The sequence below is a fragment of the Bradyrhizobium sp. R2.2-H genome (assembly GCF_004346455.1).
Classification (GTDB): Bacteria; Pseudomonadota; Alphaproteobacteria; order Rhizobiales; family Xanthobacteraceae; genus Bradyrhizobium; species Bradyrhizobium diversitatis.
In genome coordinates this window covers 246,857-270,013 of record NZ_SMBR01000006.1, presented here as the reverse complement: position 1 = coordinate 270,013, position 23,157 = coordinate 246,857, and the positions used below count along the sequence as shown (strand labels likewise).

The window sequence follows — 23,157 nt, the reverse complement described above, 5'->3', positions numbered from 1 at the left end:
TGAAACAGATTGGCTCGACATGATCATCGAGTTTCGCTGTGAACGCGAGTACGCGCGGCAATGGATGGCCCGCGAGACGCTGTCGATCGACGGCCGGGACGTGCCGGTTCAAATCGTATGGGCGCCAACGGCGGAGCCGCGGCCCGCAGGCCTCGACGCCCTGTTCGAGCTCGAACGCGTGGTGCTGCGCAAAGGCAAGCATGGCGGCGCAGACAGGCTGAAGATCGTTCCCGAAGGGGCGCAGGCTTGCAGCGCAGCCGACGTGATCGTCGATTTTACGGGCGCCGAGCGGGATCCGGACTGCTCTGCCCGGCTGTATCTGCGTCCGCTGTTCAACGGAGCCGCGGGCGAAAATGCCGCCCTCGCCGCCATTCTCGCCGGCGACCTGCCCGTGATCGACATCGTCAACGAGGTCGACGGTTCGGTCCTCGACCGCGGCCATCCATCCGGAGAGATTGCCGCGGGCCTCAGCGGCGCGCTCGAAACCGTCATGGCGCGAACCCTGACCATGGTGGCGGCGGTCCTGTCGGGAAGACCGCGAATTGTGCCGCAACTGGCGCGCCCCGCCGGGAATGGCTTGCGCCGCGAACCCGTCGGCTATGTCGCTCGCGGCCTTGCCGCATCGATCGCCAAGGAGATCTATCGCCTCTGCTGCTATGCCCCGCATTGGCACATCGGATGGCGCTTCAATAACGGCGGAGGCGTCTGGCAGACCGGAGATCTGTCCGGCCCAGGCTGGAACGTGCTGGGAGATCCTGGAAACCACTTCTACGCCGATCCGTTTCCGATCACGTGGCAGGGACGCACATTCGTCTTCTTCGAGGATCTCGATCACCGCGTCGGAAAAGGCATCATTTCGGCGATCGAGTTCAGTGACGCGGGGCCGGTCGGCGAGGTGATGCCGGTGCTGGAGGAGCCCTGGCACCTCTCCTATCCGTTTCTGATCGAAGACGATGGCGAACTGTGGATGATCCCGGAGAGCTCGACGCGCGGGGACGTCGCCCTCTACAAATGCGTTCGGTTTCCGGACAAATGGGAGCGATATGCGACGCTCCTTTCCGGCCTCGAACTGGCCGACGCCACGATCACGCGGCACAACGGCCTGCACTATCTGTTCGGCGCCTGGCGCGACGGAGCGGGTGGCTATTCGGATTCGCTGGCGATCTACTACGCCGACCGCCTCGAGGGGCCCTGGTTGCCCCACGCCAGCAATCCGGTCTTGATCGACCGCGCAAGCACGCGGCCGGCGGGGAATTTCGTCACCCTCAATGACAAATTGTGGCGACCGGTGCAGGACTGTTCCGATGGATACGGCACAGGGCTTGCGCTAGCGGAAGTCGTAGAATTGTCGCCGACGGCGTTCAGGCAGATCGTTCGCCACTCGCTCAAGCCCGGGCCGCTATGGCCCGGCAGGAAGCTGCACACGCTGAACCGCTGCGGCCGACTCGAGTTGATCGACGGATCACGCGTTCAACCCAAGACTCGCGCATTCGCAAGTCAATTTCCGTCGACCGTCCTGTCTGCACGAACCAGGCCGAGTTCGGCTGTTTGATCTGCGTTTCGCGCGCCGATCCCACGGCGACCCGAATCTCGAGTTGCCCGCTCACTTCGCCGCGTCGATCCAGATGCCGGGCTGCGAATGCTCGCGGATGTGGCTGACCAGGAAGTCCGAGAAGACCCTGATCTTGGCCGGCAGCCTGACGCGGTTTTGATAGGCGATGTTCATGGTGAGCAACGGCAGCTGCCAGTCCCTCAGGACGGGCACCAGCCGGCCGGCGGCGATATCCCCCTGCACGATGTAGAGCGGCTGGATCAGGATGCCGAGCCCTGCGCGCGCCGCGCCACAGATGATCTGGCCGTCATTGCTGTCCAGCGTCGGTGCGATCCGAATGGTCTGCGTCGTGCTGCCCTGGCTCAGCCGCAGCGAATAGGGATCGTTGGCGAGGTTGTAGATCAGCATGTTGTGGCGGGCGAGATCGGCGGGATGTTCAGGCCGGCCGTGCTGCTCCAGATAGGCCGGCGACGCCGCGAGCACACGATGCATCTGGCCGATGCGGCGCACGATGATGTTGGAATCCGGCTCGTGCTCGCGCGTACGGATCGCGACGTCGATGCCTGCTTCGATGAAGTCGGGGTAGCGGTTCGCGCTGATGATCTGCACGTTGAGATGGGGATAGAGCGCGCGGAAGGCCGGCAGCATCGGCGCGAGATAGATCATCGCGAACGACAGCGAGCTTGTCACGCGCAGCATGCCCTTCGGCGACAGTGCGCGGTCGGAGACGGCGTCTTCGGCCTCGGCGAGCTCGTTCAGAAGCGTGCTGCAACGCTGCAGCAGTTCCTGCCCTGCTTCGGTCAGCCATTGCCGGCGCGTGTTGCGTTCGATCAGCCGGACTGCCAGCCGCTCCTCCAGCGCACTGAGATGGCGGCTCGCGGCCGCGTTCGACATCCGCAGGATTTCGGCAGCTTTGGAAAGGCTGCCGAGTTCAGCGGTTTTGGAGAAGACCTCGAGTTGGAGCAGCCGGTCCATTTTTGCGAAATGAGGAAAAGAGACTTACAAATTTTGACCTTTATTTCCGATTTCTGCAAGGCAAAATGGCGCCAACAAAGCACCATCGCAGGCGAGGAAACCGGGAAATGTCGGGCCCGATCAGGCACATCGTGATGTGGCGGCTGCGCGGGGAGACGCCTGCGGAGCGCTCCGCCGCCCGGCTCAAGGTCAAGACCCTGTTCGAGGGCCTCAAGGGCCGCATCGACGGCCTCACCCATATCGAAGTCGGCATGGACGTCAGCGCTGTCGACTACGCCTGCGACGTCGTCCTGTTCTCCGAATTCACCGACCAGGCCGCGCTTGCCGCCTACGCCAACCATCCGGAACATCTGCGCGTCCGCGAGGCGCTGGGCGACTTGCGGATCGGGCGCTTCCAGGTCGATTATCCCATCAAAGAGACCGGCGCATGATCGGCTCGTTCACCTACGAAAACCTGCCCTGCCGCGTCGTGTTCGGCAGCGGAACGCTGGCTTCCGCCAAGGCCGAAGTCGAGCGGTTCGGCGGCAAGCGCGCGCTGGTGCTGACGACGCCGCAGCAGGAGGCGCAAGGCAATAGCTTGGGCGCCGCGCTCGGCCCGCTCCACGCCGGCCTGTTTTCCGGCGCGACCATGCACACGCCGGTCGAGGTCACGGAACGGGCCCTCGCGGCGCTGAAGGCGTGCGAAGCCGATTGCGTCGTCTCGCTCGGCGGCGGCTCGACCACGGGGCTCGGCAAGGCGCTGGCCTTGCGTACCGGCGTCAACCAGCTCTGCATCCCCACCACTTATGCCGGCTCGGAGATGACGCCGATCCTGGGCCAGACCGAGAACGACCTGAAGACCACCGTGCGCGATATGGCGGTGCTGCCCGAGACCGTGATCTACGACGTCGATCTGACCCTGACGCTGCCGGCCAGCCTCGCAGCAACATCCGGCATCAATGCGATCGCCCATGCGGTCGAGGCGCTCTATGCCCGCGACGCCAATCCCGTGACATCGCTGATGGCGGAAGAAGGCATCCGCGCGCTGGCGCGAGCCCTGCCCGCGATCGCCGCGAAAAGCGACGATCGCGAGGCCCGCACCGAGGCGCTCTATGGGGCCTGGCTGTGCGGCGTCTGCCTTGGCACCGTCGGCATGGCGCTGCATCACAAGCTCTGCCACACGCTCGGAGGCACCTTCGACCTGCCGCACGCCGAGACCCACACCATCGTGCTGCCGCATGCGCTGGCCTACAATGCACCTGCGGTGCCCGACGCGATGGCGCGCATTTCGCGCGCGATCGGCGCTGCAGACCCGTCGCAGGGGCTTTTCGAGCTTGCGAAGCGGCTGGGTGCGAAGGTCGCGCTGCGCGATATCGGCATGCCCCAAAGCGGCATCGACAAGGCGGCAGACCTCGCCGTCACCAATGCCTACTGGAATCCGCGGCCGCTCGAGCGAAACGCCATCCGCGACCTGATTGCACGCGCCTGGGCCGGCGAGCCGCCAGGCACTGCAAAAGCGGCGGCGTGACAGCGATGCGGCGCACACTGATCAAATCAGCCACCGTCATCAGCATGGATGATGCGATCGGCGATTTTTCGAGCGGCGATGTGCTGGTCGAAGGCGGCCGGATCGTCGACGTGCGCCCGTCGATCGACCTCGGCAGTGGCGCCGGCGAGACCGAAATCGTCGACGGCGCCGGGCGCATCGTCATCCCCGGCCTGATCAACGCGCACATGCACACCTGGCAGACGGGCTTGCGCGGCTATGCCGCGAACTGGACGCTGCTGGAGTATTTCCGCCGCATGCATGCCGGGCTCGCGACCGTGTTCCGGCCCGAAGACATCCATATCGCGACGCTGGTCGGCGCGCTGAACCAGATCCACCACGGCGTCACCACGCTGGTCGACTGGTGCCACAACAATCCGACGCCTGCTCACACCGATGCCGCCGTGCGCGGCCTGATCGAGAGCGGCATCCGTGCCGCCTTCTTCCACGGCTCGCCCAAGCCAGAGCCGAAGCCGGGCGAGCCGCATTTCTCGGAAGTGCCGCATCCGCGCCGCGAGGTCGAGCGGCTGCTCGCAGGTCCCCTCGCCGACCGCGACGGCCTCGTCACGCTCGGACTTGCGATCCTGGGTCCGCATTATTCGACGCTCGACGTCGCCATGCACGATTTCCGCCTAGCGCGGGAGCTGAACCTGATCGCATCGATGCATCAGGGCGGCGGTCCGGCCAAGACGCCCGGCGGCTGGGAGAAGCTGATCGAGGCCGGCCTCGTCGGCGCGGGCGTCAACGTCGTCCATGGCAACGATCTGCCCGACGATCTCCTTGACCGGATGGTCGATCTCGGCGTGTCCTTCTCGGTGACGCCAGAGAACGAGATGATTCAGGGCCACGGCTTTCCGATCACCGGACGCCTTCTCAAGCGCGGCATTCGGCCGACGATCGGCATCGATCTGGAGTCCGTGCTGGCGGGAGACCTCCTCTCCGCCGCCCGCCTCGCGCTCTCGATGCAGCGGGCGCTCGACAATGCGGAGTCGCGACAAACGAGCGGCACCATTCCGGTGACGACCACGGTCCCCGCGCGCGAAGCGCTCCGCTGGATCACGACGGAAGGCGCGCGCATGCTCGGCCGCGAGAGGCAGATCGGTTCGCTGACGCCGGGCAAGCTCGCCGACCTCGTCATCATCAACGCCTCCGATCTCAATCTTGTCCCGGTGCACGATCCCGTCGCCACCGTCGTGATGCAGACGGGCCTCGCCAACATCGAGGCCGTGATGATCGGCGGCGCCTGGAAGAAACGTAACGACCGGTTGCTGGCCGAGGGACTGGAGACGAAGAAGGAACTGCTGGCGCAATCCGGCCGGCGGCTGGTGCAGGACATCGAACGACAGGGACGCGCTGCCTAGCAGTGCCATTGGACAAGAACAATGACTGACGCTTCAAGGAATGTTGCCTTCATCGGGATCGGCAAGATGGGTCTGCCGATGTCGGCGCTCGTTATCAAGGCCGGGTATGCCGTGACTGCTTTCGATCAGAGTGCCGCACGGCTCGACGAGGCACGCGCACTCGGCGTATCGGTTGCCGCTTCGCCGGCCGCCGCCGTGAGCGGCAAGCCGACCGTTGTCACGTCCCTGCCCGATGACGCGGCGTTACGCGGCGCTCTGCTCGGCCCCTCCGGCCTCATCGCCGCGACGGCGCCCGACGCTGTCTTGATCGAGACCAGCACCGTGAGCGTCGAGGCCTCGACCGAAGTTGCCGCCGCGGCGCAGGCGCGCGGTATCTCCTATCTCCGTTCGCCGGTCTCCGGCAATGCCAGCATCGTCCACACCGGCGCGCTGACCTGCTTCGTCTCGGGGCCGAAGCAGGCCTTCGAGAACGCAAAGCCGCTGTTCGCGGCCTTTACCCGCACGCAGACCTATCTGGGGCCGGCCGAGGAAGCCCGCTACGCAAAACTGTCCGTCAACCTGATGATCGCAGTGTCGGCCGCGATGATGGCGGAGAGCCTGGCGCTTGCGCGCAAGGGCGGCATCGCCTGGCAGGACATCCTGAAGGTGCTCGACGACAGTGCGGTTGCCTCGCCGATGGTGAAGTACAAGACCGCGCCGCTGCGGACTCGCGACTTCGAGTCCACCTTCTCCTGCAGGCAGATGGCCAAGGATCTCGACCTCATCCTCGGCGCCGGGCACGCCGTCGGCGTGCCGCTTCAACTCGCGGCGCAGGTGCGCGAGACCTATGGCTCGCTGGTGGCGCAGGGCGACGGCGACACCGACTTCATCGCGACGGTCAAGCATCTCGAACGGCTGTCCGGCCTCGGCGAGCCGAAGCTCTGATCAACGGAGGCACCCATGCGCAACTTCAACGAAAACACGATCACGGATGCGGTGCTGGAGCGGATCGCCGGCGCAACCAACCCGCGGATCAAGCAGGTCAGCGAAGCGCTGGTGCGCCACCTTCACGCCTTCGTCCGCGAGGTGCGGCCCACCCAGAAGGAGTGGGAGTACGGCATCGACTTCCTGACCCGCACCGGGCACATGTGCGACGACAAGCGCCAGGAGTTCATCCTGCTCTCCGACACGCTCGGCGTCTCCATGCTGGTCGACGCCATCAACCATCCGGTGCCGGAAGGCGCCACCGAGACCACGGTGCTCGGGCCGTTCTTCGTCCAGGCCGCGCCGGAAAAGGACAGCGGCGCCGACATTTCGGGTCCGATGGACGGCGATCCGATGCTCGTCACTGGTTCGGTCTCGACCGTCGACGGAAGGCCGCTTGCGGGTGCCATCGTGGACGTATGGCATTCCGACGATGACGGCTATTATGACGTGCAGCAACTCGACGCCATCGGCGATCTCGCGATGCGCGCCCGCTTCCACACCGACGCCAACGGCCGCTTCCATTTCTGGTCGATCAAGCCGGCGGCCTATCCGATTCCGCATGACGGCCCGGTCGGCGAGATGCTGGAGGTTCAGGGACGTCATCCCTGGCGCCCGGCCCATGTGCACTTCATGATCTCAGCGCCCGGTTTCGAGCAGCTCGTGACACACGTGTTCGTTGCCGGCGACCAGTATCTCGACAGCGACGTGGTGTTCGGCGTCAAGGACAGCCTGATCCGTGAATTCGTCCGTCATCCCGCCGGCCGTGCGCCGGATGGTCGCATGGTGGACACCGAGTATTTTCATCTCAACTACGATTTCGGCCTAAAGCAGGTCGCGAGCAACGCGCGAGCCGCTTAAGCTGGGCTACGGACCAACAAGAGTCCGGCAGCAGGGAGCAGACGGGAGCTTAAGGATGGGACCGCGGGTCAGCACGGGCATATTGGCCGAGCGCCTCACCGGCATGATCGGCCCGCGCGCGAGCGTTGCGCGCGGCGTGCTCGATCAGCACGGGCAGAGCGAGTCGCATTACCGGAGCCTGCCGCCCGATATCGTCGTCTTCCCCGAGACCACGCGGGAGGTCGCGGACATCGTCAAGCTCTGCGCCGGCGCGGGCATGCCGATCGTTCCGTTCGGCGCCGGCACCTCGCTCGAAGGCAACGCGGCCGCGGTCGCCGGTGGCGTCTGCTTCGACTTCGCACGCATGAACAATGTTCTCGCAGTCCACGACAGCGACATGGATGTGGTGGTCCAGCCCGGCATCACGCGCAAGCAGCTCAATGCGGAGTTGCGCAATACCGGCCTGTTCTTCCCGATCGACCCCGGCGCCGACGCCTCGATCGGCGGCATGACCTCGACGCGCGCCTCCGGCACCATGGCCGTGCGCTACGGCACCATGAAGGACAACGTCATGGCGCTCGAGGTCGTGCTGGCCGATGGCCGCGTGATCCGAACCGCCCGGCGCGCGCGCAAGTCGGCCGCCGGCTATGATCTGACGCGCATGTTCGTCGGCGCCGAAGGCACGCTCGGCGTCATCACCGAGATCACGCTGAAGGTGCATCCGGTGCCGCAGGCCATCTCGGCCGCGGTCTGCAGCTTCGACACCCTGCACGATGCCGTCGATACCGCGATCTCGGTGATCCAGTCCGCGATCCCCGTCGCGCGCATCGAGCTGCTCGACGACGTCATGATGCGCGGCATCAACGCCTATGCCAAGCTCGGTTATCGCGAAGCGCCCACGCTGTTCTTTGAATTCCACGGCTCCGAGAACTCCGTGGCCGAACAGGCGGAAGCCGCGCAGGCCATCGCCGCCGATCATGGCGGCCATGGCTTTGCCTGGGCGAAGGCGCCGGAAGATCGCAGCCGGCTCTGGCACGCCCGCGACAACACGCTCTATGCCGGCCTCGGCCTGCGCCCCGGCGCACGCGCGGTGATCACGGATGTCTGCGTGCCGATCTCGCGGCTGGCGGAATGCCTCACCGAGACGCGGCGCGACGCGGACGAGCACGGCTTTATCGCGCCGATCGTCGGCCATGTCGGCGACGGCAATTTCCACATGCTGATCCTGATCGACCCGACAAAACCAGAAGAGACCGAAGGCGCCAAGGCGCTGCAGGCCCGCATGGTCGCCCGCGCCATTGCCATGGACGGCACCTGCACCGGCGAGCACGGCATCGGGCTCGGCAAGATCGGCTATCTCTCCGATGAGCTCGGCGAAGCCGTCGACGTGATGCGGCAAATCAAAACCGCGCTTGACCCTGATGGATTGATGAACCCCGGAAAGATCTTTGCGAGCGGAGCCAAGATATGAGCGACGCACTTCCGATCGAGGTCACTTCGCCGACGCCGCTGCTGGAGCTGCGCGGCATCAGCAAGGAGTTTCCCGGCGTCAAGGCGCTGGACGACGTGTCCTTTGCCATCCATCCCGGCGAAGTCCACATGCTGCTCGGCGAGAACGGCGCCGGCAAGTCGAGCCTGATGAAGGTGCTCTGCGGCGCCTATCGCGCCGATGCCGGCGAGTTCTATTACAAGGGCGAGACGGTCGCAATCAACTCCACCGCGGACGCGCAGAAGCTCGGCATTGCCGTGATCTTCCAGGAGTTCTCGCTGGTCCCCCATCTCGACATCGCCCAGAACATCTTCCTGGGACGCGAGCCGAGGGGCCGCATTCCCGGCACCATCGACCGCCGCAAGATCCTGGCCGATGCGAGGCGCGTGCTCGCCACGATCGGCTTCGACATCGATCCCTCCACCACCGTCGACAAGCTCGGCGTGGCGCAGCAGCAGATGGTCGAGATCGCGAAAGCGATCAGCCAGAACGCCCGCATCCTGGTCATGGACGAGCCGACCGCGGCGCTGTCGGACCGAGAGACCGAGCTGCTGTTCGCGCTGATCGCGCGGCTGAAGGCCGACGGCGTGTCCATCGTCTACATCTCGCACCGCATGGCCGAAGTGTTCGCGCTCGGCGATCGCATCACGGTGCTGCGCGACGGCCGCCGCATCGACGGCGTCAGGCCGGCCGACGTCACACCGGACCAGCTGGTGCGCATGATGGTCGGTCGAAACGTCGACATGACCTATCCGCGCCATTTTGCCGACAAGCCCGGCGAGGTGCTGCTCGAGGTCAAGGGCCTGTCCGCGCCGACCGGAATCACCGACATCAACATCGAGGTGCGCCGCGGCGAGATCGTCGGGCTGTGCGGCCTGGTCGGATCCGGCCGCAGCGAGGTGGCGCGCGCCATCTTCGGCGCCGATCCCGTGACGTCGGGCGAGATCGTCTTCGACGGCAAGAGCATTTCCGGCGAGCCGGACCTTGCCGCCCGCCGCGGCATCGCCCTGATCCCGGAGAGCCGCAAGAGCGAGGGCCTCGCGCTGCTGCGCTCGGTCAGCGATAATCTGGTGGTGTCGGCGCTGCGAAAGCTGTTTCCGAGCGGACTGTTCGACCAGCGCAGGGCCCAGCGCACCGCGGACGGCCTGATCCGCCAGCTGCGCATCGCAACCCCGAGCGCACGCCAGACCGTCGGACTTCTGTCGGGCGGCAACCAACAGAAGGTCGTGATCGGCAAGTGGCTGGCCGCCGGCTCGAAGCTCTTCATCTTCGACGAGCCGACGCGCGGCATCGACATCGGCGCCAAGTCCGAGATCTTCGCGCTGATCGACCGCCTCGTCGCGGACGGCGCGGCGGCGTTGATGATCTCGTCCGAGCAGGTCGAGATCTGCCATGTCTGCGACCGCGCCTATGTCATGCGCGAGGGCCGCATCGCCGGACACCTGACGCGCAACGAATTGACCGAGGAGAACATCGTGCGATTGGGGATGCATCATGCGTGAGGCCGCGGTCGTCGCTCAACCCAATCCGCTGCAGCGCATTCCCGGCGTTGCCATGGTGCTGGTGCTGCTGATCGCGCTATTCAGCGTGATCGCGCCCGGCTTCCTGTCGGTCGCCAACCTCTCCAACGTGCTGGTGCAGTCGACCATCCTGACGATGCTCGCGTTGCCGATGACCTTGATCATCATGACGGAGGGGCTGGATCTGTCGATGGGCGCGGTGCTGACGCTGACCTCGCTCTGCGTCGCGATCGTTTCGCTCGCAACCAAATCGATGTTGCTGGGCCTCGGCGCCGGCCTGCTGGTCGGCACCGCCTTCGGCCTTGCCAACGGCTGGCTGGTTGCGATCGTCGGCATCCCGCCCTTCGTCGCGACCCTTGGCACGCTCGGCATGGCGCAGGGACTGTCGCTGATCGTCAGCGACGGCCAGAGCGTGGTGGGCATCCCCCACAGCGTGCGCGACATCTACTCGGCGACGCTTCTGGGAGTCCCCGTTCCGATCGTGATGGCGCTCGTGACCTACGCGGTCTTCCACGTGCTGCTCTATCATACGAGGTTCGGCACCTACATCTTCGCCCTCGGCGGCAACCGCGAGGCGCTGCGCTATGCCGGTCTCTCGCCGAACCGGCTCCTGATCGCCGTCTACGCGATCGGCGGCGCCATGGCCGGCATCGCCGGTCTCTTGATGACCGCGCGGATGAACTCCGGTCACCCCACCGCCGGCCTCGGCCTGGAATTCGATGCCATCGCGGCCGTCGCCGTCGGCGGCACCTCATTCGAGCGCGGCAATGGCTGGCTGCTCGGCACGCTGCTCGGCGTCCTCTCCGTCGGCGTGTTGCGCAACGGGCTGAACCTGATCTCGCTGCCGTCCTCTGTGCAGGTCGCAAGCGTCGGCATCCTCGTCATCGTTGCCCTGTTCCTCGACGGCCTCAGGAGCCGCGCATGACCGACATCACCAAGGAGGCCATGGCGCCGCCCCGCTCGTTCCTCTCGCAGGACGCGATCCAGGTGTTCTACCGCCTGCTCGCGGCGCTCCTGATCTGCGCGGTGCTCGCCGTGCTCAGCGATTCCTTCCTGAGCCTCGGCAACATCCTCAACGTGCTCAGGCAGGCGAGCCTGACCTTCTTCATCGCCTCCGGCCTGACGCTGGTGGTGCTGACCGCAGGCCTCGATCTCTCCGTCGGGGCCAATGTCGCGCTGTCGGCCTGCATCGCCGGGACCGTGATCCACACGACCGGCTCGCCGACGCTCGGCATCCTCACCGGGCTTGCCTGCGGCGGCCTCGTCGGCCTCCTCAACGGCATCATGGTCACCGCGCTCCGCATCCCCTCCTTCATCGCCACCTACGGCATGCTCTGGGTGCTGAACGGCCTCACCTACTGGTACATGGCGGGCGAGACCCTGCACGGCTTCCCGGCCGGCTTCCGTCAGATCGGCAGCGGCTATCTGTTCGGCCTGCCCATCCCGGTCTATCTGCTGCTGGTCTTCCTCGGGATCGGGACGTTCTTCGCGCAGCGCACGATCTGGGGCCAGGAGATCTATGCGATCGGCGCCAATCCGGTCGCGGCGCGGCTCTCAGGCATCCCGGTCGCGCGGCGCTTGCTGCTGGTCTATGCGGTCTCGGGCACCATGGCGGGGCTCGCCTCGATCATCTTCCTGTCGCGGCTCAATTCGGCCGAGGCCGATATCGGCGAGAGCCTGACGCTGCCGGCGATCGCGGCCGTGCTGATCGGCGGCACCTCGCTGTTCGGCGGCGTCGGCACCGTGTTCGGCACCTTCATCGGCGCGCTGATCCTCACCCTGGTGCTGAACGGCATGAACCTGCTCTCGGTCAGCGCCAACTGGCAGCCGCTCGTCACCGGCGTCATCGTCATTCTCGCGGTCTGGCTCGACATGAAGACCCGCCGCCGCGCGCAATGAGTTCTTGAAGTTCCAACAAGCAAAACAAGGGATGGAGGCAACATGAAACAGAAACTTGGCTATCTGACGCTGCCGCTGCTGATGGCGACCGCGTTCACCACCGGGGCACGCGCCGACGGCGAGACCATCGCCGTCTTCACCAAGAACCAGACCAACCCGTTCTTTCAGACGGTGCGGGTCGGCGCCGACAACATGGCGAAGGTGCTGAACGCGAAGACGTTGCAGTACATCCCGACCAAGCCGGACTCGATCCCCGAACAGCTCAGCCAGATCGAGGACGTCGTGGTGAAGAAGCCGAGCGCGATCGTCTTCACGCCGGTCGACTACAAGGCGATGGTGCCCGGCGTCGAGAAGATCAACGAGGCCAAGATCCCGGTCGTCAACATCACCGACCGCTCAGCCGGCGGCAAGTTCCTGTCCTTCGTCGGCGCCGACGACTACAGCCTCGGGCTGGAGACCGCGCGCTTCCTGCTGAAGACGCTGGGCGGCAAGGGCAACATCGTCATCATCGAGGGCGTCAAGGGCTCGCTGACCAATGTCGACCGCGTCCGCGGCTTCAACGACGCGCTGAAGGAGAATCCGGGCGCCAAGCTGCTGGCCTCCCAGCCCGGCAACTATCAGCGGCTCCAGGCGCTCCAGGTGATGGAGAACCTGATGCAGTCGAACCCGCAGATCGACGGCGTGCTCGCCGCCAACGACGCCATGGCGGTCGGCGCGATCGAGGCGCTCGACGGCGCCAACCGCAAGGCCCAGGTGATCGGCATCAACGGCACCAAGGAGGCGATCGACGCGATCAAATCCGGCAAGCTGCTGGCGAGCGGCGACTACAACGGCTTTGCGCAAGGCTGCCTCGGCACCATGATGGCGATCCGCTCCTTGCGCAATGAGCCCGTCATCGCGGAGATCGTGCTGAAGCCGACCGTGATCACCAAGGACAATTACCAGCCGTTCGACGTGCCGCTGGAGCAGCGCAAATGCCCCACCTTCGAGGAAGCCGGCAAGCTCAGCGCGAAGTAAACTGACCGATCACTGCGAACCCGGACGGCCGCTGCTGTGGCCGTCCCAATACCGAAGCAAGACACGGAGACACCATGCTGTTCGCCATTCACGCGCTCGACCGCGCCGGGGCGCTCCCGACGCGCCTTGCCAATTACGACGCCCACAAGGCGTTCCTGAGCGATACCTCGCGCTTCGGGGTCAAGATCGTGATGTCGGGGCCGCTGGTGGCCGACGACGGCCAGACCATGATCGGCAGCCTGTTCCTGATCGAGGCGCCCGGCCGGGCCGAGGTCGAGGCCTTCAATCGCGCAGATCCCTTTGCCGCGGCCGGGATCTGGGACAAGGTGACGATCACCGGCTTCCTGCGCCGGCAGGGCTGAGGCCCGCCACGACAAAGTGCGAAAACAACCCCATGCACAGTAGAGCGGGGCTTGTTTTCGCTTACGAATTTCCGATGCATCGCGCGGCCTCGCATCCGAGGCCGATACCGCCCCGGATCGGCGTGATTTTGACTCGGATCGGCGGTGATTTTGACTCGTCGGGCAAAACAGGAGCATAATGCAATCATCACCCGATGTCAGTCCCGTCCTCCGTCAGAGCAATCGCATATGGTGCTTTGCGCGAGCTGAGCGCGCGCCTCGTCCTTCGAGACGCCCGCCTCCGGCGGGCCCTCAGGATGAGGCTAAGCGGCATCGGTGCTCGTTGAAACTAGAGCAACGCACTCGGTCCTCATCCTGAGGGCCTGCCAACGGCGGGCGTCTCGAAGGATGGCCACAGGCGATCCCAAGCGTTGGCGCGACTAGCTCGACGCGAACTGGATTCAGGTCCCTTCAGCTGCTCATGGCCGGCGCAGCCTCTTCCAGGTGGCACGCTACCCACTGCTCGGCCCCGGCCGCGCGCAGCATCGGCTCTTCTGTCCGGCAGCGGTCGAAGACGAAGGGGCAGCGGGTGTGGAAGCGGCATCCGCTGGGCGGATTGATCGGGCTCGGCACGTCGCCCTTGAGAATGATGGGATTGCGCTGTGCCCCGGGCTCCGGCAGCGGCACGGCCGAGAGCAGCGCCTTGGTGTAGGGATGCCTTGGCGCGGCAAAGATCTCCCGGCGCGGCGCCACTTCCACGATCTTGCCGAGATACATGACCGCAACGCGATGGGTCATGTGCTCGACGATCGCAAGATCGTGGCTGATGAACAGCAGCGCGAGGCCGAACTCGCTCTGGAGATCCTGCAGCAGATTGACGATCTGCGCCTTGACCGAGACGTCGAGCGCGGAAACCGCCTCGTCGCACACGATCAGCTCGGGCTCGGCCGCGAGCGCGCGGGCAATGCCGATGCGCTGGCGCTGGCCGCCGGAGAATTCGTGCGGCCTGCGGTTCAACGCCTCGCGCGGCAGGCGTACGGTGTCCATCAGCGATGTGACGCGCACCTCGAGGTCTTCCGCGGATTTGGCGAGGCCGAAATTGCGGATCGGCTCGGCCAGGATGTCGCGCACGCGCATGCGCGGATTGAGGCTCGAGAACGGATCCTGGAACACCACCTGCACGCGGCGACGCATCTGGCGCATCGTGCCTGGTGTGGCATCGTCGATCCGCTGGCCGTCGAGGATGACCTGGCCCGAGGTGATCTCGAACAGCCGCAGGATGGCGCGGCCGACCGTCGATTTGCCGCAGCCGGACTCCCCGACCAGCGACAGGGTCTCGCCCCGCGCGATCTCGAACGACACGCCGTCGACTGCATAGACGAATTCGGACTTGCGTCCGAACAGGCCGGTCTTGACCGGAAAGTGCTTCTTGAGGTCGTTGACCTGGAGCAGCGGAGGACTCATGCCGCGATGGCTCCCTTGGCGGCGTAATGACAGGCGGCGACGTGGCGGGGGCCCTTCTCCTCCAGCCCCGGCGCATATTGCCGGCACAGATCGGTCGCGAGCGCACAGCGGCCGGCGAAGACGCAGCCGGTGATCGGCTTGCGGAGATCCGGCACCTGCCCGGGAATTTCCGCAAGCCGTCTTGCCGTGCCCGTCAGCGAGGAGCCGAGCCGCGGCACCGCGCCAAGCAAACCCTGTGTATAGGGATGACGCGGCGAACGGAACAACTCCGCGACCGGCGCCTCCTCGACCTTGCGGCCGGCATACATCACCATGACACGCTCGGCGATCTCGGCGACGACGCCGAGATCGTGGGTGATGAGGATGATCGCAGCACCCACGCGGTGCTTCAGATCGAGCATCAGCTTCAGGATCTGCGCCTGGATCGTGACGTCGAGCGCGGTTGTCGGCTCGTCCGCAATGAGCAGCTTCGGATTGCAGGCGAGCGCGATGGCGATCATGACGCGCTGACGCATGCCGCCGGACAGCTGATGCGGATATTCGCGCACGCGGCGTTTCGGCTCGGGAATGCCGACCAGCGTCAGCATCTCGATCGCGTGCGCCTCCGCCGCCTGCTTGTCGAGGCCCTGATGGATCATCAAGGTCTCGCGGATCTGGCGGCCGACGGTCAGGACCGGATTGAGGCTGGTCATCGGCTCCTGGAAGATCATCGAGATGTCGTTGCCGCGGATCGCGCGCATCTCGCGATCGGACAACTTCAGCAGGTCCCTGCCTGCGAAGCGAATGCTGCCTGCGATCCGGCCCGGGATCAGCCGCATCAAGGACATCGAGGTCACCGACTTGCCGCAGCCGGACTCGCCGACGATGGCGAGGGTCTCGCCCTCGTTGACATGGAAGGACACCCCGTCGACCGCGCGATTGATACCGCCCGGTGTGCGGAAATGGGTCTGGAGGTTCTCGACTTCGAGCAAAGCCATCGCGATCAGCCTCGATCCATCACAGGCAACATCAAAGACAACATCAAAGACTCTTGGCCATGCGCGGGTCGAGCGCATCGCGAAGGCCGTCGCCGAGCAAATTCACGGCGAGAACGGTGACCGACAGGAACGCCGCCGGGAAGAACACGATGTAGGGCTTCACCTGCCACAGCGCGCGGCCCTCAGCCATGATGTTGCCCCAGGACGGAATGGTCGGCGGCGTTCCGGCACCGATGAAGGACAGGATCGCCTCCGTGATCATGGCGCTGGCGCAGATATAGGTCGCCTGCACCAGCATCGGCGCGACCGTATTGGGCAGGATATGGCGGAGGATGATCATTGGAGAACGCGTGCCGCAGGCCACGGCCGCATCCACATAGGGTTGCTCGCGAAGCGACAGCACCACACTGCGGACGAGGCGCGAGACGCGCGGGATTTCGGCAACGGTGATCGCCAGGATGACGTTGCCGACGCTGCCGCGCGTCAGCGCCATCAGCGCGATCGCGAGCAGGATCGGCGGGATCGACATCAGGCCATCCATGAACCGCATCAGGATGCCGTCGGCCCAGCGGATGAATCCGGAAATCATGCCGATGGCGAGACCCGCCGCAGATGCGAAGATCGCGACAGACAGGCCGACCGTGAGCGAGACGCGCGCGCCAAACAGCACGCGGGAATAGATGTCGCGGCCGAGCACGTCGGTGCCGAACCAGAAATCGGCCGACGGCGCCCGGGTGCGCTTGGCGGGCGCGAGCGCGGTCGGGTCGACCGTGCCGAGATAAGGCGCGAAGACCGCGATCAGCACAAGCGTCAGCAGCAGCGCGCCGCCGATCGCGACCGTCGGATGGCCGCGCAGGAGGCCGACGAGGCCGCGCCGGATCGTGACCGGCCGCAGGATCTCGGGCAGCTGCGGCGCGACGACGAGGCCGGCCGGAAGCGATTGCGGATTGACGGTGGTATCGGTCAATAGCGGATCCTCGGGTCAACGAGCGTGTAGACGACGTCGATCATCAGATTGACGAGGACGTAGACGAAGCTGAACAGCAGCACGATGCCCTGAATCACCGGATAATCGCGGCGCAGGATCGCATCGATGGTGAGGCGGCCGAGGCCGGGGATCGCGAACACGCTTTCGGTCACGACCGCGCCGCCGATCAGGAGCGCGATGCCGATCCCGATCACGGTCACGATCGGCACCGCCGCGTTCTTCAGCGCATGAATGAACAGGATGCCGCCCTGCCCGAGTCCCTTGGCCTTGGCGGTGCGGACATAGTCCTGCTGCAGCACTTCGAGCATGGCTGCCCGCGTGATGCGTGCGACCAGCGCGATATAGACGCAGCCGAGCGCGATCGCCGGCAGGATCAGGTTCTCGAGCCACGGCCAGAAGCCCTGCGCGAGCGGCGTATAGCCCTGCACCGGCAGCCATTCGAGCTCCAGCGCGAAGACGTAGGCGAGCATGTAACCGACCACGAACACGGGCAGCGAGAATCCGAACACGGCAAAGCCCATGATGACGCGGTCGATCAGGCTGCCGGCCTTCCATGCCGCCACCACGCCGAGCGGCACCGCCACCACGATCGTGAGCAGCAGGGTGACGAACATCAGCGACAGCGTCGGTCCGAGACGCTGTCCGATCATCGCCGAGACCGGCAGATTGGTGAAGATCGAGGTGCCGAGATCGCCGTGCAGGATGCGCCAGACCCAGCCTCCGAACTGGACCAGGAACGGACGGTCGAGGCCGAGGCTCTGCCGGATGCGCTCCACATCCTCCGGACTCGCCTGGTCGCCTGCGATCACCACGGCCGGATCACCCGGCGCGATGTAGAGCAGGCTGAACACGAACAGCGCGACGATCGCCATGACTGGCAAGGTCGCGACGATGCGACGGAGGATGTAGGAGAGCATCTGGCCTCAGCGTACGATCATGCAGACTTCGACACGCCCCAGAAGAACGGCAGCGGCCCCTTGGTGATGCCGGAGACGTTCTTGCGCCACGCGGTGTAGCTCAGGAAGAAGCCGGTTGGCGCGAAGACGACGTCATCGAGCGCTGCCTTGTTGAGGCGGGCGATCGTCGTCTTTTCCTCGTCGAGGTTTTTGGCCTCGAACCATGCGGCAACCTCCTTTTCAGTATCGGCGCTCGTGGGCCAGCCGAACCAGGCCTTGTCGCCGTTGGCGCGGATGGCATTGTAGGGCCCCGGATTGACGCAGTCCGCGCCCGCATGCCAGGTGTGGAACATGTGCCAGCCGCCCTGTCCCGGCGGCGTCTTCAGTGCGCGGCGGGCGCCGACGGTACCCCAATCGGTCGCCACGAAGTCGACGTTCATGCCGAGCTTCTTCAGCAGGTCCGCGGTCACGTCGCCCTGCGCCTTGGTGATCGGCTGGTCCTGCGCGACCAGGCACGTGATCGGCTGCCCCGAATAGCCGCTCTCCGCGAGCAATTTCTTGGCCGCGTCAAAGTCGCGCTTGCCCTTCAGGATATCGCCGCCCATCTCCGTATAGAGCGGTGTACCCGGCGTGAAGAAGCCGGGCAGCGGCTTCCAGAGTGCGGTGTCGTCGCCGACGATCGCGCGCATGTAGTCTTCCTGGCTCATCGCCATCAGCACGGCGCGCCGCGCCTTGACGTCGTTGAATGGCGGATACAGGAAGTTCATGCGGAACGCGCCGATATTGCCGAGTGGATCGCCGATATCGACGCTGATGTTCTTGTTCTTCTTCAACACGGGTACGAGGTCCGCGATCGGATTCTCCCACCAGTCGATCTCGCCGTTCTGCAGCGCCGCGGCCGCGGTGGCCGGATCCGGCATCACCACCCACTCGATGCGATCGACCAGGATCTGCTTGCCGCCCGCCAGCCACGACGACTTCTCCTGGCGCGGTGCATAGTCGGCGAATTTCTCGAACACGGCCTTCGCGCCCGGAACCCACTCGCCTTTGACGAACTTCATCGGCCCCGAGCCGACATATTCCGTGATCTGCTTAAATGGGTCGGTCTGCGCGATGCGCTCCGGCATGATGAAGGCGCAGGGCGAATTATTCTTGCCCAGCGCGTAGAGCAGTTTCGGGTAAGGCGCCTTGAGGACCCATTTGAAGGTGCGGTCGTCGACCGCCGTGAGCTCCTGCTGAAGCGCCTTGATCATCAGCCCCATCGGATCGCGCACGGTCCAACGCGCAAGGCTCGCAACGACGTCCTTGCTGCGCACCGGCTCGCCATCGTGGAACTTCAATCCGGGTCGCAGCTTGAACGTCCAGGTCTTGCCGTCAGCCGATACTTCCTCGGACTCGACCATCTGCCGCTGAGGCGTGAACGACGAGTCGATGCCGTAGAGCATGTCCCAGACCATCGCCGAGGCGTTGCGCACGACATATTGCGTACCCCAGATCGGATCGAAATTGGCGAGATTGGCCTGAGGCACGAAGCGCAAGGTCCGAGCGGATGCGCCTTGGGCGACCGCCGGGGCCGAGAGGCCGGTCAATGCCAGACCGCCCGCGCCGGCCAGTCCCTTCAATACGGTCCTGCGATCCATGAATTTCTCCCAGTGATGCCGTGATGCCAGCTGTTCATTGGCAAAGGGCAAGTGAAGCCAAGCCCATTTGCAAGCAAATGGTATGCCACTAAATGCGCCGTCGCAGTGGGATCTCGTCGCCCTTTTGACGGCTCGAGACTTCAAAGAACGGCGGCCAGCGCAGGTCCCCTCTCGATATGCGGGATCGCCTCGACCAATTTCCGCGTGTAGTCGGTCTTCGGATTGTCGAACAGCGCCCGGCTTTCGCCCTGCTCGACGATGCCGCCATTGCGCAGCACGATGGTGCGGTCACAGAGCATGCGCACCACGTTGAGATCGTGGCTGACGAACAGCAGCGCGATGTCGTTCTCGCGCCGCAGGCGGTCGAGCAGTTGCAGCACCACCGCCTGAACCGAGACGTCCAGCGCGGCGGTCGGCTCGTCCAGCACCAGGAGCCGCGGCCGGCAGGCGATGGCGCGGGCGATACCGACACGGGCTTTCTGCCCGCCGGAGAGCTGATGCGGAAACCGCGGCAGCAGATCAAGCGGCAGTCCAACGCGTTGCGCGCATTCTTCCACACGCTGACGCAGCGCCTCACCCGTGCGCATTCCGTCGAGCCGCATCAAGGGATGGGCAATACAATCGAACGCCGTGAAGCGTGGGTTGAGACTCTCGTTCGGATCCTGAAAGACCATCTGGATGTCTTTGCGGAGCGGCGAGCGGTGAAAATCACGCGACGCCACGTGGCCGATCGATTGCCCGTCGAACACGATGTCGCCTTCGCTCGGGTCGATCAGGCGACAGATCATCCGCGACGTCGTGCTCTTGCCGGAGCCGGACTCGCCGACCAGACCGACGCTCTCGCCGCCGGCCATGATCATCGAGAAGTCGGCCACCGCTGCGGAGCCCTGGTCGAAGCGCTTTGCGAGCTTCCGCACTTCCAGCAGCGGCGGCGTGCCATGTGGCAGCACCGACCGTGGTTTGTCGAGAATGGCGTTGTAACGCTCTCTCTCCTCCTCAGTCACGAGGTCTTCGATCCGTGACGTCGCCGTCGGCGATGCCGCGACCAGGCGCCTCGTATAGGCGTGCTGCGGCGCGCTGAAGAGCTTGCCCGGGCTCGCCTCCTCGACGATGCGGCCACGCTCCATCACGGCAATGCGGCGGCAATAGCGCGCGGCGAGGCCGAGGTCATGCGTGATCAAGATCGTCGCCATACCTCGCGCGGCGGCAATGTCCGCCAGGAGATCCATCACCACCTTCTGCGTGGTGACGTCGAGCCCGGTCGTCGGCTCGTCGGCGATCAGCAGCGCGGGATTGCAGGAGATCGCAATCGCGATCATGACGCGCTGGCACATGCCGCCCGAGAGCTCGTGCGGATAGGCGTTCATCCGCTGCTCGGGATCGCGGATCTGGACCGCGCGCAGCAGGTCCAGCGCCTCGGCGCGCGCGGCCTCCTTCGAGATGCGCTTGTGCGTGAGGATCGCATCCGCGATCTGGAGGCCGATGGCGCGGATCGGATTGAGCGCCGCCCGCGGGTTCTGGAAGATCATCGACATCGCGGCGCCCTGGAGCTGCCGGAGGTCATCGCCCCTGAGCTTGGTGACATCCTGCCCGCGAAACAGGATCTTGCCCCCGGTGACGCGCCCGGCGGCATCGAGCAGCCGCGTCGTCGCAAAGCCGGTGACCGACTTGCCCGAGCCGCTCTCGCCGACGAGGCCGAGCATCTCGCCGGCCTTGACGGTCAGCGTCACGCCGCGCACGGCCTCGACCATTCCGCGCCGCGTCGAGAACGCGACGTGGAGGTCGTCGATCCTGAGCAAGTCCTCGCTCATGTGCGCATCCGGGGGTCGAGAATGTCCCGCATCCCGTCGCCGAGGAGATTGAAGCACAGCACCGCCATCATCAGCGCAAGGCCCGGAAAGGCCACCAGCCACCAACGCCCCGTCGAGATGAAGCGGGCGCCCTCGGCGACCATGATGCCCCATTCCGGCGTCGGCGGCTTGACGCCGAGGCCGATGAAGGACAGGCCCGCCGCGTTCAGAATCGCCCAGCCGAGATTGAGCGAGATCTGCACCGCCATCGCCGGCAGGATGTTCGGCAGCAGGAAGCGCAGCACCACGGAAAAATGACTCTCGCCGCAGGCGCGTGCGGCCTCGACCCAGCCGACATTGCGCCTGACGTTGACCTCGGCCCGTGCAAAGCGGATGTAGAAGGGAAGATTGATGATCGCGGTCGCGATCACGATGTTCTCGATCCGGTTGCCGAGCGCAGCCACCATCGCCATCGCCAGCACGAACAGCGGGAACGCCATCATCACGTCGACGAAACGGCCGACGGCGCGATCGAGCCGGCCGCCGGCATAGCCGCAGAACGCGCCGACGACGGCCCCGATCACGAAGGAGATTCCGACCGCGGAGACCGCGATGGCAAGGTCGAGCCGCGCGGCGATGATGAGACGGCTGAACACGTCGCGCCCGAGCTGGTCCGTACCGGCAATGTGCGTCGCGCTCGGCGGCTGCAACGCCTCCGACACGTTCGAGGCCACGGGATCGTAAGGCACGATCCACGGTCCGAAGATCGCGACCAGGACGAACAGCGTCACCCCGGCCGCAGCGACGGCCGTGAGCGGATTGCCGCGCAGGATCCAGACCGAATGGCGAAGGGTTGCACTGGTCATTCGATCGACACCCTGGGATCGGCGATGCCGTAGCAGATATCGACCACGAGATTGACCAGCACGAACAGGCTGGCCATCAGCAGCACGAAGCCCTGTACCGGCGCATAGTCGGAGGACAGCAGCGCATCGAGAGCGTAGGAGGCAACGCCCGGCCAGGAGAACACCTTCTCCACCAGCACGTTGGCGCCCAGCATGGTCGAGAACACGATGCCGGCGATGGTGATGACGGGAAGGATTGCATTGCGCAGCGCGTAGGTCACGACCACCTTGCACCAGGACAATCCGACCGAGCGCGCGGTGCGCACGAAATCGCTGCCGAGCGAGACCAGCATCGACGCGCGCGTGATCCGCGCCAGCGGCGCGATCACGAACAGGGCCATGCTCACCGCCGGCAGAACCAGCTGCTTGCAGGCCGCCCACCAGCCCTCAAAATCGCCCGCGAGCAGGAAATCGATGGAGAGAAAACCGGTGTGCTGCGGCGGCAGCGAGGTGAAGACGTCGATCCGCCCGGTCGGATCAGGCGCAAGCCCGAGCAGATAGTAGAAGACGTAGATCAGGAGCAGGCCCGACACGAAGGTCGGCACGCAGACGCCGAGCGCGCAGAACAGGCGCACGCCGTGGTCGACAATCGATCCGGGCCGCAAGGCCGCGACCACGCCGAGCGGCACCGCCGCGATCAGCGCGATCAGGAGCGCCGTGAAAGTGAGCTCCAGCGACGCCGGCAGCCGCTCACGCAGATCCTTCAGCACCGGCTGCCCGGTCATCATGGAGCGCCCGAGATTGCCGTGGCCGATGTCGGAGAGATAGAACACGAGCTGCTCCGGGACCGACTTGTTGAGCCCCATCTGCTTGCGGATCTGCTCGATCTCCTCCTTGCCGGCATTGGGCCCCGAGGCGAAGAACACCGCGGGGTCGCCGGGCAGGACGCGCATCAGCAGGAAGGTGAAGACCAGCACCCCGAACAGCGCCGGCAACGACGACAACAGCCGCCTGCCCGCCCGCATTATCGTTGCACCAAGACCGGTCTTCACTTTTCGGCACCTCTCCTGCTTTC

Annotated in this window: 21 protein-coding genes; 12 read left to right on the top strand and 9 right to left on the bottom strand. The window is 65.6% G+C overall.

What is annotated here, in order from left to right:
* The first annotated feature begins 19 nt into the window (after positions 1 to 19).
* Positions 20 to 1,552: a glucosamine inositolphosphorylceramide transferase family protein gene (locus tag EDE08_RS17995; RefSeq protein ID WP_131870023.1), complete on the top strand. Its 1,533-nt coding sequence runs from the start codon at positions 20 to 22 to the stop codon at positions 1,550 to 1,552.
* Between the two features lie 51 nt (positions 1,553 to 1,603).
* Here EDE08_RS17995 and EDE08_RS17990 read toward each other — a convergent pair whose 3' ends face one another.
* Complete coding sequence (locus tag EDE08_RS17990) at positions 1,604 to 2,527, bottom strand: LysR family transcriptional regulator (protein WP_131870024.1); 924 nt, start codon at positions 2,525 to 2,527, stop codon at positions 1,604 to 1,606.
* A 107-nt stretch (positions 2,528 to 2,634) separates the two neighbouring features.
* Here EDE08_RS17990 and EDE08_RS17985 point away from each other — a divergent pair, with 107 nt between their 5' ends.
* The 11 genes from EDE08_RS17985 (at position 2,635) to EDE08_RS17935 (ending at position 13,503) form a co-directional block, all read left to right on the top strand.
* Positions 2,635 to 2,958, top strand: coding sequence for a Dabb family protein (locus EDE08_RS17985; protein ID WP_036034831.1), 324 nt, complete (start codon positions 2,635 to 2,637; stop codon positions 2,956 to 2,958).
* Entirely contained in the window at positions 2,955 to 4,034 is a 1,080-nt protein-coding gene (locus tag EDE08_RS17980) for a maleylacetate reductase (RefSeq protein ID WP_131870025.1), read from the top strand. Before EDE08_RS17985 ends, EDE08_RS17980 begins: the two co-directional genes overlap by 4 nt.
* Positions 4,035 to 4,039: 5 nt before the next feature.
* The gene (locus EDE08_RS17975) at positions 4,040 to 5,413 is read left to right on the top strand and encodes an amidohydrolase family protein (protein ID WP_131870026.1); all 1,374 of its coding nucleotides are present in this window, start codon (positions 4,040 to 4,042) and stop codon (positions 5,411 to 5,413) included.
* Between the two features lie 21 nt (positions 5,414 to 5,434).
* Positions 5,435 to 6,337, top strand: a complete 903-nt coding sequence (locus EDE08_RS17970) for an NAD(P)-dependent oxidoreductase (RefSeq protein WP_131870027.1) — start codon at positions 5,435 to 5,437, stop codon at positions 6,335 to 6,337.
* 15 nt (positions 6,338 to 6,352) lie between these two features.
* The gene (locus tag EDE08_RS17965) at positions 6,353 to 7,237 is read left to right on the top strand and encodes an intradiol ring-cleavage dioxygenase (protein WP_131870028.1); all 885 of its coding nucleotides are present in this window, start codon (positions 6,353 to 6,355) and stop codon (positions 7,235 to 7,237) included.
* Positions 7,238 to 7,292: 55 nt separating this feature from the next.
* On the top strand, positions 7,293 to 8,687 hold the full coding sequence (locus EDE08_RS17960) for an FAD-linked oxidase C-terminal domain-containing protein (protein ID WP_131870029.1): 1,395 nt from the start codon (positions 7,293 to 7,295) through the stop codon (positions 8,685 to 8,687).
* Positions 8,684 to 10,207 (top strand): sugar ABC transporter ATP-binding protein, encoded by a 1,524-nt coding sequence (locus EDE08_RS17955; protein WP_131870030.1) that lies wholly within the window; start codon positions 8,684 to 8,686, stop codon positions 10,205 to 10,207. Before EDE08_RS17960 ends, EDE08_RS17955 begins: the two co-directional genes overlap by 4 nt.
* Complete coding sequence (locus EDE08_RS17950) at positions 10,200 to 11,150, top strand: ABC transporter permease (RefSeq protein ID WP_131870031.1); 951 nt, start codon at positions 10,200 to 10,202, stop codon at positions 11,148 to 11,150. Before EDE08_RS17955 ends, EDE08_RS17950 begins: the two co-directional genes overlap by 8 nt.
* Positions 11,147 to 12,124, top strand: a complete 978-nt coding sequence (locus EDE08_RS17945; protein ID WP_131870032.1) for an ABC transporter permease — start codon at positions 11,147 to 11,149, stop codon at positions 12,122 to 12,124. The genes EDE08_RS17950 and EDE08_RS17945 overlap by 4 nt, the downstream gene beginning before the upstream one ends.
* A 42-nt stretch (positions 12,125 to 12,166) precedes the next feature.
* The gene (locus tag EDE08_RS17940; RefSeq protein ID WP_131870033.1) at positions 12,167 to 13,141 is read left to right on the top strand and encodes a sugar ABC transporter substrate-binding protein; all 975 of its coding nucleotides are present in this window, start codon (positions 12,167 to 12,169) and stop codon (positions 13,139 to 13,141) included.
* A 74-nt stretch (positions 13,142 to 13,215) separates the two neighbouring features.
* Positions 13,216 to 13,503, top strand: a complete 288-nt coding sequence (locus EDE08_RS17935; protein ID WP_131870034.1) for a YciI family protein — start codon at positions 13,216 to 13,218, stop codon at positions 13,501 to 13,503.
* Positions 13,504 to 13,953: 450 nt separating this feature from the next.
* Here EDE08_RS17935 and EDE08_RS17930 read toward each other — a convergent pair whose 3' ends face one another.
* The 8 genes from EDE08_RS17930 to EDE08_RS17895 all read right to left on the bottom strand — a co-directional run bounded on the left by EDE08_RS17930 (position 13,954) and on the right by EDE08_RS17895 (position 23,134).
* Positions 13,954 to 14,946, bottom strand: a complete 993-nt coding sequence (locus tag EDE08_RS17930; protein ID WP_131870035.1) for an ABC transporter ATP-binding protein — start codon at positions 14,944 to 14,946, stop codon at positions 13,954 to 13,956.
* Positions 14,943 to 15,923: an ABC transporter ATP-binding protein gene (locus tag EDE08_RS17925; protein WP_165936004.1), complete on the bottom strand. Its 981-nt coding sequence runs from the start codon at positions 15,921 to 15,923 to the stop codon at positions 14,943 to 14,945. The genes EDE08_RS17930 and EDE08_RS17925 overlap by 4 nt, the downstream gene beginning before the upstream one ends.
* Before the next feature lie 43 nt (positions 15,924 to 15,966).
* Complete coding sequence (locus EDE08_RS17920) at positions 15,967 to 16,890, bottom strand: ABC transporter permease (protein ID WP_131870037.1); 924 nt, start codon at positions 16,888 to 16,890, stop codon at positions 15,967 to 15,969.
* Positions 16,887 to 17,828, bottom strand: a complete 942-nt coding sequence (locus EDE08_RS17915) for an ABC transporter permease (protein ID WP_131870038.1) — start codon at positions 17,826 to 17,828, stop codon at positions 16,887 to 16,889. The genes EDE08_RS17920 and EDE08_RS17915 overlap by 4 nt, the downstream gene beginning before the upstream one ends.
* Before the next feature lie 17 nt (positions 17,829 to 17,845).
* Complete coding sequence (locus EDE08_RS17910; protein ID WP_131870039.1) at positions 17,846 to 19,447, bottom strand: ABC transporter substrate-binding protein; 1,602 nt, start codon at positions 19,445 to 19,447, stop codon at positions 17,846 to 17,848.
* 140 nt (positions 19,448 to 19,587) lie between these two features.
* A complete protein-coding gene (gene nikE, locus EDE08_RS17905) occupies positions 19,588 to 21,258 on the bottom strand; it encodes a nickel ABC transporter ATP-binding protein NikE (RefSeq protein WP_131870040.1) in 1,671 nt (556 codons plus the stop codon).
* Positions 21,255 to 22,103, bottom strand: a complete 849-nt coding sequence (locus tag EDE08_RS17900; protein ID WP_131870041.1) for an ABC transporter permease — start codon at positions 22,101 to 22,103, stop codon at positions 21,255 to 21,257. Before EDE08_RS17900 ends, nikE begins: the two co-directional genes overlap by 4 nt.
* On the bottom strand, positions 22,100 to 23,134 hold the full coding sequence (locus EDE08_RS17895) for an ABC transporter permease (protein ID WP_131870042.1): 1,035 nt from the start codon (positions 23,132 to 23,134) through the stop codon (positions 22,100 to 22,102). Before EDE08_RS17895 ends, EDE08_RS17900 begins: the two co-directional genes overlap by 4 nt.
* Between the last annotated feature and the right edge of the window lie 23 nt (positions 23,135 to 23,157).